This is a genomic window from Corynebacterium sp. MSK047, assembly GCF_030232285.1.
Classification (GTDB): domain Bacteria; phylum Actinomycetota; class Actinomycetes; order Mycobacteriales; family Mycobacteriaceae; genus Corynebacterium; species Corynebacterium jeikeium_D.
Map to the genome: position 1 here is coordinate 55,455 of NZ_JASPJI010000003.1, position 17,329 is coordinate 72,783.

The following is a 17,329-nucleotide window of genomic DNA, read 5'->3' on the forward strand; positions in this document are numbered from 1 at the left end:
AGCTTATTGGCAGCCCAGTCGGGTGGGGCAGGTGTGCCCATCCGCGAGCTCGCCATGCTCGTTTTAGTTTCCGCTGCTGTCAGTTATTTGCTCACTGGAGTGGTGCGTTATGTGCTGGTCCGCTCGGGCTGGTTGGATGCGCCCCGCACGCGCGATGTCCACGATATTCCGAAGCCCAGGCTCGGAGGCGTGGCGATGTACTCCGGGGTGGTCGCAGCTATCGCCCTTGCCTCGGTGATGCCGGCTCTCAACCGTGGTTTTCCGCCCATGACTCCAGATATGAGGGCAGTTGTAGCGGCCGCGTCGCTCTTGCTAATCGTCGGTATTTGGGATGACCTCTTTGACTTAGATGCCCTCACGAAGTTGGTGGGGCAGGTCGCGGCGGCACTTTTGATGTCATTTATGGGCGTCAATTGGTATCTGCTCTATATCCCGTTCAGTGGCGGCGCCACGCTCATTCTCGATCCAATCATGTCCACAGTCTTGACTGTCCTATTTACTGTGGCATTGATTAACGCCTTCAACTTTGTTGACGGCATCGATGGCCTCGCAGCTGGACTCGGCATGATCGCCGCAGCTGCAATCCTTGTCTATTCGATGGTCATGCTCCATGACCAAGGCGGTACTGTCTCTGCCTATCCACCCGCGATGATTTCCGCGTGTCTCCTCGGCGCTTGTCTGGGCTTCTTGCCACACAACTTCGAACCCGCACGCATTTTCATGGGCGATTCCGGCGCCATGATGATCGGTTTGCTGCTCGCTGCTGCATCGGTGTCGGCGTCGGGACGCATCGCGCCCTCCATGTACGGCACCGCTGACGTCATCGCTCTAATCTCGCCGATTGTGGTCGTCATCGCAGCAATTAGCGTGCCAATGCTAGACCTACTTCTCGCTGTCGTTCGCCGCGTCAGTCAGGGCAAGTCACCTTTCTCACCCGACAAAATGCATATTCACCACCGCCTCTTGTCGATGGGGCACAGTCATCGCCGCGTGGTGCTAGTGCTTTACCTATGGGTGTCGGTCGTCGCGTACGCCGCCGTTGCCACCACCATTTTCCCCTTTGAATTCGTCGCTCTCACCTTCGGGGTCCTGCTTATCATCGCGGTTGTCTTCACCCTCCGTCGTCGCAATGCGCTTGCCGACGACCGTTCAAGGGGAGCGCGTCCCAGAAGTGGAAGTGGGGTCCGGCAGGTTATAAGACGTCGACGTGGACGCAGAAGGTACAATCTTCGACCGTGACTGAAAAAACAACTCCGGAGCCCGAGTCTAAATACGATGATTCGCGGCGACCGCTGCTGGCTGCTGCTCGCTCGGGCGCAATCGCGCTCGCTGTGATTACCGTGCTTTCGCTGCTGGTCTGGGGTGGCAAAAACGGTATGCCCGGTGTCTGGGGCGTACTCCTTGGAGCGGGCATTAGCGGAAGCTTCGTATTGCTTACCGTTCTAGGCATCCTCTTTACTGCTCGAACTTCGCCGTCCGTTACGCTTGCCGTTGTACTGGGTGGTTGGTTGTTGAAGATTGTCGTACTAATCGGTGTCCTGGTTGTTATTAGAAATCTTGAGTTTTATGACAACATGACTTTCTTCGTCACTGTTGTACTCACTCTGATGGTGACACTCGGTGCAGAAGTGTGGGGAATGTCGCAATCTAACCTCACTTATGTGCAACCAATGAAGGACGAATAGCTCGTTAATAACTTGTTGACCTGCTGAGAGGCTGCAATACGCTTCTAAAACCGCAGGTAATAAGCATATTGTCCAGTTTGTGCAGAAGATGCCACAAATAGAGGCCGAAACCCACAGCGGGGGTCGGCCTCTTTGTTGGATTCGGGGTCGGAAACGCGGGGGTGTACCGGGTGGGGAAAATGAGTCAGAACTGTTATCCTGAGTTTCGGGTAAGACGGCCTGTAGCGAAATAACTATCATTTCCACAGGTACGGTCCCCGTGAGCGCCGTGCTGATGAGCGAATGGAATCCGCGGCGCGACACGTTAAATGACGTCCTTCGCACCGCTTGACAATAGTTCTAGCGGCCCAATCACGGGAGAGAACGCTGAGCGTTACAACACTTGCCGAGATGCGGGGTGAGTTTCACTCACCCAACTTGCAGGAGGAGTATTTCCCGGGTGAACAATTTGGCGACTTCATTCTAGGTGGCAGTGGCGACTGGTACGCCATGGACCGCCTGATGATTGTTCGTCTTTTGATGGCCGTGATCGTCGCCGTGTTCTTCGTCGTCGCAATGCGTCGTCCGAAGCTCGTGCCGACTGGTCTGCAGAACGTTGCGGAGTTGATGCTGGACTTCGTCCGCATCCACATCGCGGAGGAGATTCTGGGTAAGAAGGAGGGGCGTCGTTTCCTTCCGGTTCTGGCCACCATCTTCTTCCTTGTTATCTCGATGAATATTGCGGCTATTATTCCTGGCCTCAATATTTCGCCGAACGCCCGAATCGGTATGCCACTGGTTCTGGCCCTGTTCGCATACGTTGCCTTCATTTACGCGGGCTCGAAGAAGATGGGCTTCTTCAAGTTTGTGAAGTCGGCAGTCGTTATTCCGAACTTGCCACCGGTACTCCACCTCATCGTGGTGCCGATCGAGATTTTCTCCAACTTCGTTCTCCGCCCAGTTACGCTGACCATCCGTCTGATGGCCAACATGCTGGCGGGCCACATGGTTCTAGTCCTGCTTTTCGGTGCCACGAACTTCTTCTTCTGGCAGCTGAATGGTTGGACCGCCCTGTCCGGGTTGACCCTTGTCGCTGCGGTAGCATTCACGCTGTTCGAGATGCTGGTGATTTTCCTGCAGGCATACATCTTTGCCCTGCTGAGCGCCGTCTACATCGAACTGTCGCTGCACGCAGACGAGCACTAACCCATAACTAATGAGGCCGCAACTTCGGCAACAAGGCCTCGCAAATTTAATAGCAAGACCCACTTGACCCACAAAAGCCCCGGGCCTACTTAGAACAATCTTTAATCCGGGGCCATCCTTTAAGAAAGGGAACGGTTCATAATGAACGACGTCATCCTCTCCGCCCAGGACGCTGTCCAGGCTGTCGACACCAACGCTGGCCTGAAGACCATCGGTTACGGTCTGTCCACCCTGGGCCCGGGCCTCGGTATCGGCATCGTCGCCGGCAAGACCGTTGAGGGTATGGCACGCCAGCCTGAGATGGCCGGCCAGCTGCGTACCACCATGTTCCTGGGTATCGCCTTCACTGAGGCTCTCGCCCTGATCGGCCTGGTCGCAGGCTTCGTTTTCTAAGTCCGGACCTTCAAGCGGAGAACACGTAAACCATGACAGATTTCACCTTTTTGCTAGCGGCGGGTGACCTCCCGATGGGAGAGTCCATTAACCCGCTGCTGCCAAAGACCTATGACATCGTCTGGTCCGTTGTCCCGCTGGTAGTTATCCTGGTTCTCTTCTGGAAGCTCGTTCTTCCGAAGTTCCAGGAGGTCCTGACCGAGCGGGAGGACCGGATTGAGGGCGGCATTGAACGCGCTGAAGCTGCACAGGCTGAAGCCAAAGCCGCTCTGGAAAAGTACAACAGTCAGCTCGCAGAGGCCCGTACTGAAGCAGCAAAGATTCGCGACGAAGCCCGTGCACAGGGTCAGCGCATCATTGCAGACGCTACGACCAAGGCTAATGACGAGAGCGCACGAATCATCGAGTCCGGTGAGAAGCAGCTCGCTGCCCAGCGTGAGCAGGTAGTCGCAGAGCTGCGCAAGGAAATGGGCCAGAACTCCATCAATCTCGCTGAGCGCCTTCTGGGCGAGCAGCTTTCCGACGACGTTCGTAACTCGTCGACGATTGACAACTTCTTGTCCAACCTTGACACCGTGGCCCCGGCCGGAAAGTAGGCGACATGCACGCAGCAAGCCGCGAATCCCTGGCAGCCCTTAGCCAGCGACTGGACGCCGCTATCAGTGGCGACAATGTCGCTGTTGCTCAGGCTGCTCAGACTGGTTCCGAGCTTTTCGACATCGTCGAGGTCCTGGACTCCGACCGCGGCCTGCGTGTCGCTGTCGCCGACACCTCGGCGACTGCGGAACAGCGTTCCGGCCTTGTCCGGAGCCTGTTCGCGGGCAAGGTATCTGAGACGACTCTTAACCTCGTCGTGGATGCTGCCGCGCAGGTATGGTCCACCCCGCGTGAAATGCGTGAGGGTTTGGTAGAGCTGGGCCGTCGAGCCCTCCTTCGCTCTGCCGAAGGCCAGGGACAGCTTGAGACTGTTGAGTCTGAGCTGTTCCAACTGGGACACATCCTGGCTGAGCAGTCGCAGCTTGAACAGCTGCTGGCCGACAAGGCCGCAACCCCCGAAGCCAAGCGTGGGCTCCTCGCCTCTGTGCTGTACGGCAAGGTCACTTCCGTGACCGAAACCCTCGCACTGCAGGCTGTTGGCCGCCCATCCAAGCGCCCCGCGGACGACATTGACTCCCTGTCCCGGCTAGCCGCCGGCCTGCGGAACCACGTCGTCGCTCGCGTGACCAGTGCCACGGCCGTCTCTGACGAGCAAGAGCGAGCACTGGCGGACAAGCTCGGCCGAGTCTACGGCAAGGCGATGTCCATCCACACCGTGATCGATAAGTCGATTCTCGGTGGACTGGTCATCCGGGTTGGCGACGAGGTCATCGACGGTAGCCTTTCAACAAAGCTTGAGAAGCTGCGCGTCGGCCTCGGCTGACGGATGGTTTAGACGATTAATCACTGGAAGAATATTACCGAGAGCAGGAAGAACATGGCGGAGCTGACGATCTCCTCCGACGAGATCCGTAGCGCGATTGCGAACTACACCTCGAGCTACTCCCCGGAGGCCTCCCGCGAGGAGGTTGGCGTTGTTATCAGTGCAGCTGATGGTATCGCCCAGGTTTCGGGAATGCCGTCGGTCATGACGAATGAGCTTCTGGAGTTCCCGGGCGGCGTTATTGGCGTCGCTCAGAACCTCGACACCGACAAGGTCGGCGTTGTGGTGCTGGGTAACTTCGAGTCGCTTAAAGAGGGTGACGAGGTAAAGCGGACGGGTGACGTCCTTTCGATTCCGGTCGGGGACAAGTTCCTCGGTCGCGTAATTAACCCCCTGGGCCAGCCGATTGACGGCCTGGGCGACATTGAGGCTGAAGAGGACCGCGTCCTCGAGCTGCAGGCACCGACCGTGCTGCAGCGTCAGCCGGTTGAAGAGCCGATGGCTACTGGTATTAAGGCCATCGACGCAATGACCCCAATTGGTCGTGGTCAGCGTCAGTTGATCATTGGTGACCGTAAGACCGGTAAGACCGCGGTCTGCCTGGACACCATCTTGAACCAGAAGGCTAACTGGGAGTCCGGTGACCCGAGCAAGCAGGTGCGATGCATCTACGTTGCTATCGGTCAGAAGGGCTCCACCATTGCTGGTGTGCGCCAGACCCTCGAGGAGCAGGGCGCACTCGAGTACACCACTATCGTTGCTGCCCCGGCGTCGGATGCCGCAGGCTTCAAGTGGCTTGCACCATTCGCAGGCGCCGCACTGGGTCAGCACTGGATGTACCAGGGCAAGCACGTCCTGGTCATTTACGATGATCTGACTAAGCAGGCAGAGGCATACCGTGCCATCTCGCTGCTGCTGCGTCGCCCGCCGGGACGCGAAGCTTACCCGGGTGACGTCTTCTACCTCCACTCCCGTCTGCTGGAGCGTGCTGCGAAGCTCTCCGACGACATGGGTGCAGGCTCGCTGACCGCACTGCCGATCATCGAGACCAAGGCAAACGACGTGTCGGCCTTCATTCCGACCAACGTCATTTCCATTACCGACGGCCAGGTCTTCCTCGAGTCCGACCTGTTCAACCAGGGTGTCCGCCCGGCTATTAACGTCGGTGTGTCGGTTTCCCGTGTTGGTGGTGCCGCACAGACCAAGGGCATGAAGAAGGTTTCCGGTAACCTGCGTCTGGACCTCGCGTCCTACCGCGACCTGGAAGCATTCGCAATGTTCGCATCCGACCTGGACGATGCCTCCAAGCGTCAGCTGGAGCGCGGTCAGCGTCTGGTTGAGCTGCTGAAGCAGAAGGAAAACCACCCGCAGCCGGTCGAGTACCAGATGACCTCCATCTACCTCGCTGGCGAGGGCGAATTCGACGATGTCCCGGTTGAGGACGTCCGTCGCTTCGAGGCCGAGCTGCTTGAGCACCTGCAGGACACTCAGCCTGCAGTCTTCGAGCAGATTGACGGCGGCGTCGCCTTCTCTGACGAGTCCAAGGCTGCTCTGAAGTCCGCTACCGCTAACTTCAAGAAGTCCTTCCAGACTTCTGAGGGCGCACCGCTGGCTTCCGAGGCTCCGGTCGAGGCACTCGACGAGGGCGAGCTCAAGAAGCAGCAGATTACGGTCTCCCGCAAGACTGCCCAGAACTAGGCAGGTTGAGCTATTCAATGACCGTTTTCGCAATTGAAGGGAGGGAATAGGACATGGCGAATCTTCGTGAACTTCGAGCCCGAATCAAGTCGGTGAACTCGACCAAGAAGATCACCAAGGCCCAGGAGCTTATCGCAACCTCGCGCATTACTAAGGCGCAGCGTCGCGTAGCAGACTCCCAGCCGTACGCCGACGAAATCGAGAAGGTCATCGGACGTCTCGCATCGGCTTCGTCGTTGGATCACCCGATGCTCGTAAAGCGTGAGGGTAACCAGCGTGTTGCAGTCCTGGTTGTCACCAGTGACCGCGGCATGTGTGGCGGCTACAACCACAACGTCCTGAAGAAGGCTGCAGAACTGCGTACCGCTCTGGAAGAGCAGGGGCATGAGGTCGTTCTCTACGTGACTGGCCGTAAGGGCACCGACTACTACGACTTCCGTGGTGTCGAGCTCGCCGGTACGTGGGAGGGCTTCTCCCAGGATCCGGACTACGCCGCAACCCACGACGTGCGTCGTCACCTCATTGATGGTTTCAACGCTACGGCCGAGGGCACTGCCAAGTACCGCGAAGGCCTGCGTGGCACCAACGGCGAGGCCGTTCAGGGCTTCGACCAGGTCCACGTTGTCTACACGGAATTCGTGTCCATGCTTTCTCAGATTCCGCGTGCACACCAGATGCTCCCGATTGAGCCTGTGTACGAGGATGTCGAGATTGCTCAGGGCGAGGACATGCTGTCCGATGGATCAGATGACCTCAAGCCGGACTATGAATTCGAGCCTGATGCAGACACCCTGTTGGCAGAGCTTCTGCCGCAGTACGTGTCCCGCACTCTGTTCGCAGTGATGCTCGAGGCCGCTGCCTCTGAGTCCGCTGCCCGTCGTAACGCTATGAAGTCCGCGACGGACAACGCTACCGAGCTGGTCAAGGACCTCTCGCGTGTTGCTAACCAGGCACGTCAGGCACAGATTACCCAGGAAATCACAGAAATCGTCGGTGGCGCCGGTGCGCTCGACGACAGCGGAGAAAGTGACTAGATATGAGCACAGCTCTAAGTGAGCAGAACACCACCACGGCTGTGGGCCGTGTTGTGCGTGTCATCGGTGCCGTCGTCGACGTGGAGTTCCCGCGTAACGAACTGCCGGCACTTTACAACGCGCTGACCGTGGAAGTTACCCTTCCTTCGGTCGCCAAGACCATTGTCCTCGAGACTGCACAGCACCTCGGTGACAACATGGTTCGTACCATTGCTATGGCTCCGACCGACGGCCTGGTCCGCGGTGCAGAGGTCAAGGACACCGGTAAGCCGATTTCGGTTCCGGTTGGTGACGTCGTCAAGGGTCACGTCTTTAACGCAATGGGCGACTGCCTGGATGAGCCGGGCCTGGGTCGCGATGGTGAGCAGTGGGGCATCCACCGTGAGCCGCCGGCCTTCGACCAGCTCGAGGGCAAGACCGAGATTCTGGAAACCGGTATTAAGGTCATCGACCTGCTGACCCCGTACGTTAAGGGCGGCAAGATTGGTCTGTTCGGTGGTGCCGGTGTCGGTAAGACCGTTCTGATCCAGGAGATGATTACTCGTATTGCACGCGAGTTCTCCGGTACTTCGGTCTTCGCCGGTGTTGGTGAGCGTACCCGTGAGGGCACCGACCTCTTCCTGGAAATGGAAGAGATGGGCGTTCTCCAGGACACCGCCCTCGTCTTCGGCCAGATGGACGAGCCTCCGGGAGTCCGTATGCGCGTCGCGCTGTCGGGTCTGACCATGGCAGAGTACTTCCGCGATGTTCAGCACCAGGACGTGCTGCTCTTCATTGACAACATCTTCCGTTTCACCCAGGCCGGTTCTGAGGTTTCGACCCTGCTGGGTCGTATGCCTTCCGCCGTGGGTTACCAGCCGACCCTGGCTGACGAGATGGGTGTTCTGCAGGAGCGCATTACGTCCACCAAGGGCCGTTCGATTACCTCTCTGCAGGCCGTCTACGTGCCTGCCGATGACTACACCGACCCGGCTCCGGCAACGACCTTCGCCCACCTCGATGCAACCACCGAGCTCGACCGCTCGATTGCATCGAAGGGTATTTACCCGGCAGTGAACCCGCTGACTTCGACTTCTCGTATCCTCGAGCCGTCGATCGTCGGTGAGGAGCACTACCGCGTTGCTCAGCAGGTTATTAACATCCTGCAGAAGAACAAGGAACTCCAGGACATCATCGCCATCCTCGGTATGGACGAGCTGTCTGAGGAGGACAAGGTGACCGTGCAGCGTGCACGTCGTATCCAGCGATTCTTGGGTCAGAACTTCTTCGTTGCTGAGAAGTTCACGGGTCTGCCTGGTTCGTACGTCCCGCTGAAGGACACCATTGTTGCCTTCGACCGCATCTGCAAGGGCGACTTCGACAACTACCCGGAGATGGCCTTCGACGGCCTGGGTGGCCTCGACGATGTCGAGAAGAAGTACGCTGAAATGCAGAAGAAGTAAGGGGCATCCTCATGGCTGAAATCACCGCTGAACTGGTTGCCGTTGAGCGACCGCTCTGGAAGGGCAAGGCCACCTTGGTCTCTGCCCAGACCACCGAGGGTGAGATCGGCGTGCTGCCCGGACACCAGCCGTTGCTTGGCCAGCTGGTCAACAACGGCACGGTGACCATCAAGACCGCAGACGGCAAGGTTCTTGTCGCTTCGGTACAGGGTGGGTTCATTTCCGTGTCTACCTCGAAGGTTTCGATCCTCGCGGATAAGGCAATCTGGGCTGACGAGGTTAACCTCTCCGAGGCCGAGTCCAACCTGACTTCGGATGACCCTGCAGTAAAGGCACAGGCTGAGTCGGAGGTCCGCGCGGCTCGTCGCGCTTCCACCAACTAGTCTTTTCGCCTGAACATCCGGTCGCACGACCGTATTCTTCCTGCTTCTTTAAACGGGGCGGGGAGCTCGCAAGAGAAATCTTGCCAGCTTCCCGCCCCGTTTTTCTTAGTTATTTTTCATGTCAGTGCAACAATCGGGTAGGGTTTGTAAAAAGCCTCTAAAGCGCTTTTGAACCAAGGTTCGTCGTCTATTCACCCGGATGCGAGGCTGGCAGATAGTGTTTTCAAGCGTAACCATGATGTCAATCATGTTCATGATTATCGGTGCGATGTTGATCGTCGGCGGGGTCCTTGCCCTGTGGCGTTTCGCCAGCCTGCATGCAAAAGGTACTCCTGTTATTGCTCGTCGCCTTCCTGCAGGTGATGGCAGTCATTGGCGCCATGGTGTCATTGTTTATTCAGAGTCGACGTTGAAGATGTACAAGCTACGTTCGCTGCGTCCTGGCTGTGATGCCGAATTTGCCCGTCACGATGTCACTATTGTGGATCGCCGAGATCCGACTGACATCGAGGCGGGTTTTTTCGCGCCCGGGCTTCGGGTAGTCAGGATTAAAACGGGGAAAAATACCGAATGGGAGTTTGCCGTGGACTCGTCCTCGGACACTGCGCTGGTGGCGTGGGTGGAGTCGAAGCCGTCGTCACGCCAGACTCGTGAGTTTCCTACAGATATTGAGCGACGTTTCCGTTCGGCTTATAACCGTGGCCGGGGAAGTCAGTACTAGTCTCTTACGACAGGCTATTGCTAAGGCTCTAGTGGGTATTGTTTTCTCCCGCGCGGCAGTCACGTTAGGGTAGGGGAATGCGCCTTGTGATTGCTGAATGCACTGTTGACTATGTCGGTCGCTTGAATGCCCATCTGCCTCATGCCCCGCGCTTGCTGTTGGTGAAAGCAGATGGGTCAGTTTCTGTGCATGCCGACGACCGTGCATATAAGCCTCTGAACTGGATGACACCGCCGTGCACGCTGACGGAGAAGGATATTCTCGACGAGTCGGGGGAAGACACTGGTGAAAAGCTCTGGGTCGTTGAGAATAAGAAGGGCGAGCAACTTCGTATCACTATCGGCAAGGTGCTGGCTGATAGCACGTACGAACTGGGAGAGGACCCTGGCCTGGAGAAGGACGGGGTAGAAGCGCATCTACAGGAACTGCTTGCAGATCAGTTCACAACGTTTGGCGAGGGCTACACCCTGATTAGGCGCGAATACCCAACCCCGATTGGGCCGGTGGATCTGCTTGGCCGCGATGAAAACGGCGCCACTGTTGCAGTAGAGGTTAAGCGTCGGGGTGGTATCGATGGTGTTGAGCAGCTAACCCGTTACTTGGAGATGCTGAACCGCGATGAGCTGCTGGCACCGGTGGAAGGGATTTTTGCTGCCCAGGAGATTAAGCCACAGGCCAAGACTCTGGCTGAGGATCGTGGGATTCGCTGTGTGACCGTGGATTACGACGCCCTGCGTGGCCTGGAGTCCAATGAATTGCGGTTGTTCTAGCCATGCCTAGGCGAAACCACAAGCGGCGCGGTAATCAACGAGGCAACCAACGCGGCGGGCGTAATAACCACGGCCAGAATCGCGGCAGCCTGCCCGCATTTGGCAGTTCTTTCCAAAACACCCGCACTGAATCTGGGCCTGCCGGTTGGCAGGACGTGGACTTTGCGGTGCGTAACATCAGCGCTGGACAGTCGAACAAGGTTTATCGCTGTCCAGGGTGCGACCAGGAAATCATGCCCGGGACCTCGCACATCGTGGCATGGCCGCAGGATTATGGCGCAGGCGCCGATGACCGGCGCCATTGGCACACCAACTGCTGGCGCAATAGAGCTCACCGCACTATCACGCGCCGCTGGGGATAGATTTACTTAGCCGGCTCAACGAGCTCCAGCAGGACGCCGCCGGCATCCTTCGGGTGGATGAAGTTGATGCGCGAACCTGCGGTACCGATCTTCGGCTCCGGGTACAGCACCCGGGTGCCCTGCTCCTTCAGGTGCGCCATCAGCGCCTCCAGATCAGTGACGCGAACTGCGTACTGCTGGATTCCTGGACCCTTCTTGTCCAGGTACTTTGCAATCGTGGACTGGTCATTCAGTGGCGCGAGAATCTGAACCAGAGTGCCACCTTCAACCTTGTCGGCCGGGCCGACCATGGCCTCGTGGACGCCCTGCTCTTCATTGACTTCATCGTGGTAGTTGATGAAACCAAGGTTTGCGCGGTACCACTCAATAGCGGCATCAAAATCCGGGACTGCGACGCCGACGTGATCGACAGCGACTACGTACTTATGGGGAACGGGAATCTGTGTCTCACTCATAGTTTCCAGGGTACTCGCTATTATCGGCGCCATGATTGTCGCATTTTCTGTTGCCCCCACTTTCTCCGATCCTGAGCAGGGAATGGCTGAGGCCGTTGCTGAAGCCGTGCGTGTTGTGCGCGAATCTGGCCTGCCCAACGAGACCAATGCCATGTTCACCCTTGTTGAAGGCGAATGGGATGAGGTGATGGATGTCATTAAGCGAGCCACGGAAGCAGTCAGCCGTGTCAGTCCGCGCACTTCTCTGGTCATCAAGGCGGACATTCGCAACGGATATACCGGGCAGCTGCGTGCGAAAGTGGATGCGGTCGAGGATGCGCTGAAAGCCACCGACTAGTCTCTTGTTCGGATTGGACACGTAGGCTCTACATAGGTCTTCACATAGGCTTTACGACGACACTGGAGAGGAACCCTTTTACGATGCCAGCTGGACATGGTCACGCCCATGGCCATTCTCATGGTCACTCGCATGGAGCACACGGTCACCGCGAGTGCTCGACTCCGCCACCACCGCCCGGCACGGTTGATTTGGAGCAGCTCCACCAGCGCGCCGAAGCCGAACGTAAACGCCGAGAGGAGATCGAGCGGGCAACCAGTGATCAGGGAAATGGGCTTCCTCCTGTAGTTGAGATTGCCCCGCAGACTCTTGAGGCAGAAGTCGTTCTGCGCTCGGAGCAGGTACCGGTAATTGTCTTGATCGGCATGGCTGGAGCAGCTGATTCGCTGCGTCTTCGGGCTGAGCTAGAAGGCATGGCTCGTGAGGCCAATTTGAACTGGATCCTGGCGTGGGCAGATGCTGAGGAGCATCCACAGCTGGCCCAGGCATTCGGTGTGCAGGCAGTGCCGACAGTCACGGCTGTGGCTATGGGCAGTCCCATTGGCATGTTTGTGGGTGAGAAAACCAGGGATTGGCTGGAGCAGTGGCTGGCGCAGGTTATGGAGGCCACTCGGGGGCGTCTCAAGGGGTTGCCGGCGGGAACTCGTATGGCTGGGGAGGGCAGCGGGCCGGAGGCTCCGGAGCCTACTGACTTCTTCGGCAATCCCGTACCCACCGATGACCCGCGTTTGGAGCAGGCCGAAGAGTTGCTCGAGGAGGGCAATTTCGACGGAGCGTTGGAGCTGTATGACGCTATGCTGCAGTCCGAGCCCGCAAATCAGGGGCTGAAGCGCGCTCACGCGAATGTGTCCTTCTTCGCCCGCGCTGCCAAAATCGATCGCAGCGCAGATCCAATTGCAAAGGCCGACGCTGCGCCGAAGGACGTCGCGCTCGCCCTCGATGCCGCGGATGTCACGATGCTTGTCGACGATCCAGCGAAGGCGCTCGATCGTTTGTTGAAGTTGCTCCCGCAGGTGTTTGGCGATGACCGTGAGGCCATCAAGTCGCGTCTACTAGAGCTGCTTGTGCTATTCGATACCGCAGATCCAGTGGCATTGGATGCACGCCGGAGGATGGCTAGCGCACTGTACTAGGAGTACTGGACTAGGGGCACTGTACTAGGAGCCTGGAAAGCGCTCAGGCTCCTAGCTTGAAGCGTCGGTGTATGGCCAGTCATCCGGAGCCATGAAGTAGTAGACGCTGCCCATTACAGCGGCCATAAACGCCATTAGCAACAGGAAAAGTGTTGCTTTCATTGCCACATGACGCTCCGCATACCAGGCGTAAAAGGCGTCCAATTTTGCTGCCAACCAGATGTTCAGGCGACGTGTCGGCGGATGCACCAACGAGAGAATTCCCAGTGCAACAAAGATGCAGAGCCATCCGGGAGCAGGAGTTGGCAAAATGATAATGCCAACAATGAGCAATACGAAGCCTGCGACGAGAAGAACCGGGGAGAGTACCGGCCCATACCAGGTGTTGCGCATATGGGCATGGCGAATCTGCATGCGGTCCATCAAGCGATGTACCTTTTCCTTCATTGCGATTCACTTCCTCCGATTTTCGGTGCCGTGCGCTATTTCTAGCAGCGGTCTCGGACGAGGCATCGTTGAAGCATTAAGCATCAAATGTGCAGCTCAACTGCCTGGGTGCACCGTTGGACATTGATTCTTTTAATCATGTCTATATTTAATCCATTGTTGCACAAAAGCTGCGCCCCAGTGCAACGAGATTTTTCGGAAGGTGGTAATCTTCCAACAGTTCTCAGTGGTTTACAGCAGTTACCACTGCATCTCATCCACCTGTTCACCTCAGACAGTTCATACTGCGCTAGGTGCCTTTGGTCTTCAGTTTTCTGCAGCCAGGAGTTTTGCATGCGACTTCGCCCCAAAGCCCTTCGCGCTACTTCCGCCTCGGTCATTGTTGCGCTTTCGGCCTCGACTCTGTTGGCGGGGTGCACCATCGATGTCCCAAGCACCACCGGGTCCAAGGCCACCACTGCTACCACAAAACCTAATGCTCCAGATAACGGTTGGGATGCTTCCGAGGAAGTCACCTGGTCTGATGCACAGGACGTCCTCGATACTGCGGCTAAGAGTTTCTCCGACAACTATGGCATTGATTTAGGTGTCTATTTGCGTGTCATTGACGGTCCATACAAAGGGCTCACGGCGTCGGTAGGCGAGGATACGAAGGAGTACTCCGCATCGACCATCAAGGCTCCGTTAGTGGTTACTGCGCTGAAGAAATTCGGCGATGACCTAGACAAGACGGTGACGGTCGATTGGGACAATGGTGTTGGCGGAAGCGTGATTGGCCCTGGCCAATACACGCTCGACGGGCTGTTGCAGTACGTGATGCGGTATTCGGACAACACCGCGGCGAATGGGTTGATTGACGCTGTCGCTGGTTTCGACGAGGTCAACAAAACCATCAAGGAAGCCGGTGTTGATGACAAGCGCTACCACCTGGGCAACAAGTTCAACATCCCCAATCCCAGCGGTGATCGGTCCTGGTTTACTCCCTCTCAAGCTGCGCTGTTCATGGCACGTCTCCAGGAAGTGGCCGATGGCACCTCAAAGCACAACTTCATTACCAAGGACACGGCACAAACTGCATTGACCTACCTCACTTACGGTGGTTCGCAGAAGTTTGTGATGTACGTCGGCTCCGCAGTCCAGAAGACCGGTGACACTGCCGAGGGCGTTAATGACCACGGTATTTTGTACACCGCAGCCGGACCCATCGCTTACGCCATTACGACGCGCTTTGATGAGGTGCCGCTCAATGAGCTTACCGACGGCCTGCTCGGCCAGCTGGGTTCCCAAATAGCCCCGCTTCTGCCGGATTACAATCGCCTTGGTAAGGATGGCAAGCCACTGACTGCCAAGCAGGCTGCGACGTGGAGCGCGGATGAGGATGGCGACGGCATTCCGGATCGCATCGGAACCGACAGCATGGATGGATCCGCGTACACCGATGATTCAGATTCTGCGAATTACAACGAATCTTTGGAACCTGACTGGTTCAATCCGTTCCGAGGATAAAACCTGGATACGCTCCCCAAAACAAAATTGCCCGTGTGTCAGGTTTTCAGGAGGAAACTCAGATCACTGAAAACCGTGCAGCACGGGCAATTCCTATGTGATTGTCTTTTGTTTGGCTGGATTCGGGACTAGCCCTGCCACTTCAGCCAAACGGCGGTGTTGGCCGGCAGCACCAAATCAATCGAGTGAGCCTGGCCGTTCCAACCGTGCTCAACCGCGGTCACAGTACCGTTTTCACCGTAGCCGGAGCCCTCGTAACGCGATGCGTTTGTGTTCAGGATCTCCGTCCATTGACCACCGCGCGGTACGCCAATCTTGTAGATTTCCTGCGTGGTTCCCGACAGGTTATAGACACAGGCGACGACCGATCCATCGGTGCCGTAACGGACAAAGGACACAACATTGTTTGTGGAATCATCCGCGTTAATCCACTGGAAGCCCTCTGGGCGGTCATCCTGGGTGTAGAACGCCGGGTTTTCCTTGTAGATGGCGTTGATGTCCTTAACCAGCAGCTGAATGCCGCGGTGGAATTCGCCGCTCCAACCTTCGAGGTTGTCCCAAGCCACGGACTCATCGTGGTTCCACTCGTGGTTCTGGCCAAGATCCTGACCCTGGAATAGAAGCTGCTTGCCCGGGTGTGCCCACATGAAGGTCAGGAAAGTACGTAGGCCTGCGGCCTTATCCCAATCGCCGCCCGGCATGCGCTCCCACAGCGAGCCCTTGCCGTGCACGACCTCGTCGTGGCTAATCGGCAGAATGAACTCTTCCGAGTAGGCGTAGACCATAGCGAAAGTGAGCTCATGGTGGTGGTAGGAGCGGTAAATCGGCTCCTTGCTGAAGTACTCCAGCGTGTCATTCATCCAGCCCATGTTCCACTTCATAGAGAAGCCCAAGCCACCGTGCTCGGTAGGTGCGGTCACACCCGGCCAAGAAGTGGATTCTTCGGCCACGGTGAGGAAGCCCGGGTTGTGCTTGTGTACCGTGGCGTTGAATTCCTGCAGGAACTGAACAGCATCGAGGTTTTCACGGCCACCGTACTGGTTCGGCAGCCACTCGCCTTCATTGCGGGAGTAGTCCAGGTACAGCATGGAAGCCACTGCGTCGACGCGCAGACCGTCGATGTGGAACTCTTCCGCCCAGTACAGTGCGTTGGCGTAGAGGAAGTTGCGTACCTCGTTGCGGCCGAAGTCGAAAACGTAGGTGCCCCAGTCGCGCTGCTCGCCGCGGCGCCAGTCCGGGTGCTCGTAGCAAGCCGTGCCATCGAAGCGGGCAAGTGCGAACTCGTCCTTCGGGAAGTGCCCCGGAACCCAGTCCATGATGACACCGATGCCAGCGGCGTGGAAGGCATCAACTAGACCGCGGAACTGATCTGGGGTGCCGAAGCGGCTGGTCGGAGCGTAGTAGCCGGAAACCTGATAACCCCAGGAACCGGTGAACGGGTGCTCACATACCGGCATGAACTCCACGTGGGTGTAGCCCATGTCGACCACGTAGCGCACCAGCTTCTCCGCCATAACTTCGTAGCTCAGGCCCTGCTTCCAGGAACCCAAGTGGACCTCGTAGATAGAGATGGGCTCTTCGGTCCAGTCAGTGTTGGCGCGCTTTTCCATCCACGCTTGGTCACCCCAGGCGTAGTCAGAGGTCGCAACAATCGACCCGGTAGCCGGTGGGAGCTCAGCAGCACGCGCCATAGGGTCGGCCTTATCGCGGCGCTGTCCCTCCGGTGTCGTGATCGCGAACTTGTAGACTTCGCCCTCACCCACACCCGGGATGAACAGCTCCCAGATACCTGCGCCACCCATAGAGCGCATTGGGTACTGCGCGCCGTTCCACATACAGAAGTCACCGACCACGGCGACGCCGCGTGCGTTCGGAGCCCAGACCGTAAACGAGGTGCCTTCGACCGTACCCAGCTCTGTGTCGTAACTGCGAAGGTGAGCACCGAGAACCTTCCACAGTTCCTCATGACGTCCCTCGCCGATTAGGTGTAGGTCACCAGCGCCGATAGTGGGGAGGAAACGGTAGCCGTCGGCACGCTCTACGGTCTCGCCGGAGTCCCACGTAATGCGCAGACGGTAGTCGAAGTCATCGCCGCCGGGGACGAGGGCGGTGAAGAAACCGTCGCCCAGGTTCTCCGCTTCAAACTCGCCGCGCGTGCTGACGACAGTAACTGCCTGAGCGCCGAAGACCCTCGTGCGAATAACCGTGTCACCGTCCACGACGTGTGCGCCGTAGATGCTGTGCGGATCGTGATGGGTGCAGTAGCGCAGGCGATCCATATCGCCGGAATCAATTGCGAGGCGGGGATCTGTGTGGGCTCCCATGGAAGGTCCTTCCGAAGCGTTTCTAGGTAGGTGA

Annotated in this window: 19 protein-coding genes; 16 read left to right on the forward strand and 3 right to left on the reverse strand. The window is 57.7% G+C overall.

The genetic code is table 11. The features are described from left to right. Positions 1-6 precede the first annotated feature (6 nt). From QP981_RS01665 to QP981_RS11265, 13 genes are all read left to right on the forward strand, one after another. On the forward strand, positions 7-1,239 hold the full coding sequence (locus QP981_RS01665) for an MraY family glycosyltransferase (RefSeq protein ID WP_284856910.1): 1,233 nt from the start codon (positions 7-9) through the stop codon (positions 1,237-1,239). Further along, positions 1,236-1,685 carry a Cg1360 family ATP-synthase-associated protein gene (locus tag QP981_RS01670; protein ID WP_005509564.1) on the forward strand — a complete coding sequence of 150 codons (450 nt, stop codon included), beginning with the start codon at positions 1,236-1,238 and terminating at the stop codon, positions 1,683-1,685. Before QP981_RS01665 ends, QP981_RS01670 begins: the two co-directional genes overlap by 4 nt. A 390-nt stretch (positions 1,686-2,075) precedes the next feature. Then, complete coding sequence (gene atpB / locus QP981_RS01675) at positions 2,076-2,870, forward strand: F0F1 ATP synthase subunit A (protein WP_016422455.1); 795 nt, start codon at positions 2,076-2,078, stop codon at positions 2,868-2,870. A gap of 141 nt (positions 2,871-3,011) precedes the next feature. Next, positions 3,012-3,263: an ATP synthase F0 subunit C gene (locus QP981_RS01680; protein WP_016422456.1), complete on the forward strand. Its 252-nt coding sequence runs from the start codon at positions 3,012-3,014 to the stop codon at positions 3,261-3,263. Between the two features lie 32 nt (positions 3,264-3,295). Then, complete coding sequence (locus QP981_RS01685; protein ID WP_005509352.1) at positions 3,296-3,859, forward strand: F0F1 ATP synthase subunit B; 564 nt, start codon at positions 3,296-3,298, stop codon at positions 3,857-3,859. 5 nt (positions 3,860-3,864) lie between these two features. Then, complete coding sequence (locus QP981_RS01690; protein WP_070429330.1) at positions 3,865-4,683, forward strand: F0F1 ATP synthase subunit delta; 819 nt, start codon at positions 3,865-3,867, stop codon at positions 4,681-4,683. A gap of 54 nt (positions 4,684-4,737) precedes the next feature. Then, positions 4,738-6,381 carry a F0F1 ATP synthase subunit alpha gene (gene atpA / locus QP981_RS01695; RefSeq protein WP_005509387.1) on the forward strand — a complete coding sequence of 548 codons (1,644 nt, stop codon included), beginning with the start codon at positions 4,738-4,740 and terminating at the stop codon, positions 6,379-6,381. 53 nt (positions 6,382-6,434) lie between these two features. Next, positions 6,435-7,415, forward strand: coding sequence for a F0F1 ATP synthase subunit gamma (locus QP981_RS01700; protein ID WP_005509705.1), 981 nt, complete (start codon positions 6,435-6,437; stop codon positions 7,413-7,415). Positions 7,416-7,417: 2 nt separating this feature from the next. After that, positions 7,418-8,857 (forward strand): F0F1 ATP synthase subunit beta, encoded by a 1,440-nt coding sequence (atpD, locus tag QP981_RS01705; RefSeq protein WP_005509621.1) that lies wholly within the window; start codon positions 7,418-7,420, stop codon positions 8,855-8,857. Positions 8,858-8,868: 11 nt separating this feature from the next. Further along, the gene (locus QP981_RS01710; protein WP_016422459.1) at positions 8,869-9,240 is read left to right on the forward strand and encodes a F0F1 ATP synthase subunit epsilon; all 372 of its coding nucleotides are present in this window, start codon (positions 8,869-8,871) and stop codon (positions 9,238-9,240) included. 235 nt (positions 9,241-9,475) lie between these two features. Next, positions 9,476-9,961, forward strand: a complete 486-nt coding sequence (locus QP981_RS01715; protein ID WP_240593322.1) for a DUF2550 domain-containing protein — start codon at positions 9,476-9,478, stop codon at positions 9,959-9,961. A gap of 77 nt (positions 9,962-10,038) precedes the next feature. Then, entirely contained in the window at positions 10,039-10,731 is a 693-nt protein-coding gene (gene nucS / locus QP981_RS01720) for an endonuclease NucS (RefSeq protein ID WP_005509457.1), read from the forward strand. Positions 10,732-10,733: 2 nt separating this feature from the next. Continuing rightward, on the forward strand, positions 10,734-11,093 hold the full coding sequence (locus QP981_RS11265) for an Rv1322 family protein (RefSeq protein ID WP_088611476.1): 360 nt from the start codon (positions 10,734-10,736) through the stop codon (positions 11,091-11,093). A gap of 2 nt (positions 11,094-11,095) precedes the next feature. Here the strand turns inward: QP981_RS11265 and mce are convergent, their stop codons facing one another. Beyond that, positions 11,096-11,548, reverse strand: a complete 453-nt coding sequence (mce, locus tag QP981_RS01730) for a methylmalonyl-CoA epimerase (RefSeq protein ID WP_005509354.1) — start codon at positions 11,546-11,548, stop codon at positions 11,096-11,098. A gap of 31 nt (positions 11,549-11,579) precedes the next feature. Here mce and QP981_RS01735 point away from each other — a divergent pair, with 31 nt between their 5' ends. Then, positions 11,580-11,885 carry a thiamine-binding protein gene (locus tag QP981_RS01735; protein WP_049172056.1) on the forward strand — a complete coding sequence of 102 codons (306 nt, stop codon included), beginning with the start codon at positions 11,580-11,582 and terminating at the stop codon, positions 11,883-11,885. 83 nt (positions 11,886-11,968) lie between these two features. Further along, entirely contained in the window at positions 11,969-13,018 is a 1,050-nt protein-coding gene (locus tag QP981_RS01740) for a co-chaperone YbbN (RefSeq protein WP_070546753.1), read from the forward strand. A 51-nt stretch (positions 13,019-13,069) separates the two neighbouring features. Here the strand turns inward: QP981_RS01740 and QP981_RS01745 are convergent, their stop codons facing one another. Beyond that, positions 13,070-13,465, reverse strand: coding sequence for a TIGR02611 family protein (locus tag QP981_RS01745; protein ID WP_016422463.1), 396 nt, complete (start codon positions 13,463-13,465; stop codon positions 13,070-13,072). A 333-nt stretch (positions 13,466-13,798) separates the two neighbouring features. Between QP981_RS01745 and QP981_RS01750 the strand changes: the two genes are divergently transcribed. Then, a complete protein-coding gene (locus QP981_RS01750) occupies positions 13,799-14,971 on the forward strand; it encodes a serine hydrolase (protein WP_049172060.1) in 1,173 nt (390 codons plus the stop codon). Between the two features lie 128 nt (positions 14,972-15,099). Here the strand turns inward: QP981_RS01750 and glgB are convergent, their stop codons facing one another. Beyond that, entirely contained in the window at positions 15,100-17,295 is a 2,196-nt protein-coding gene (gene glgB, locus QP981_RS01755) for a 1,4-alpha-glucan branching protein GlgB (RefSeq protein WP_016422465.1), read from the reverse strand. Between the last annotated feature and the right edge of the window lie 34 nt (positions 17,296-17,329).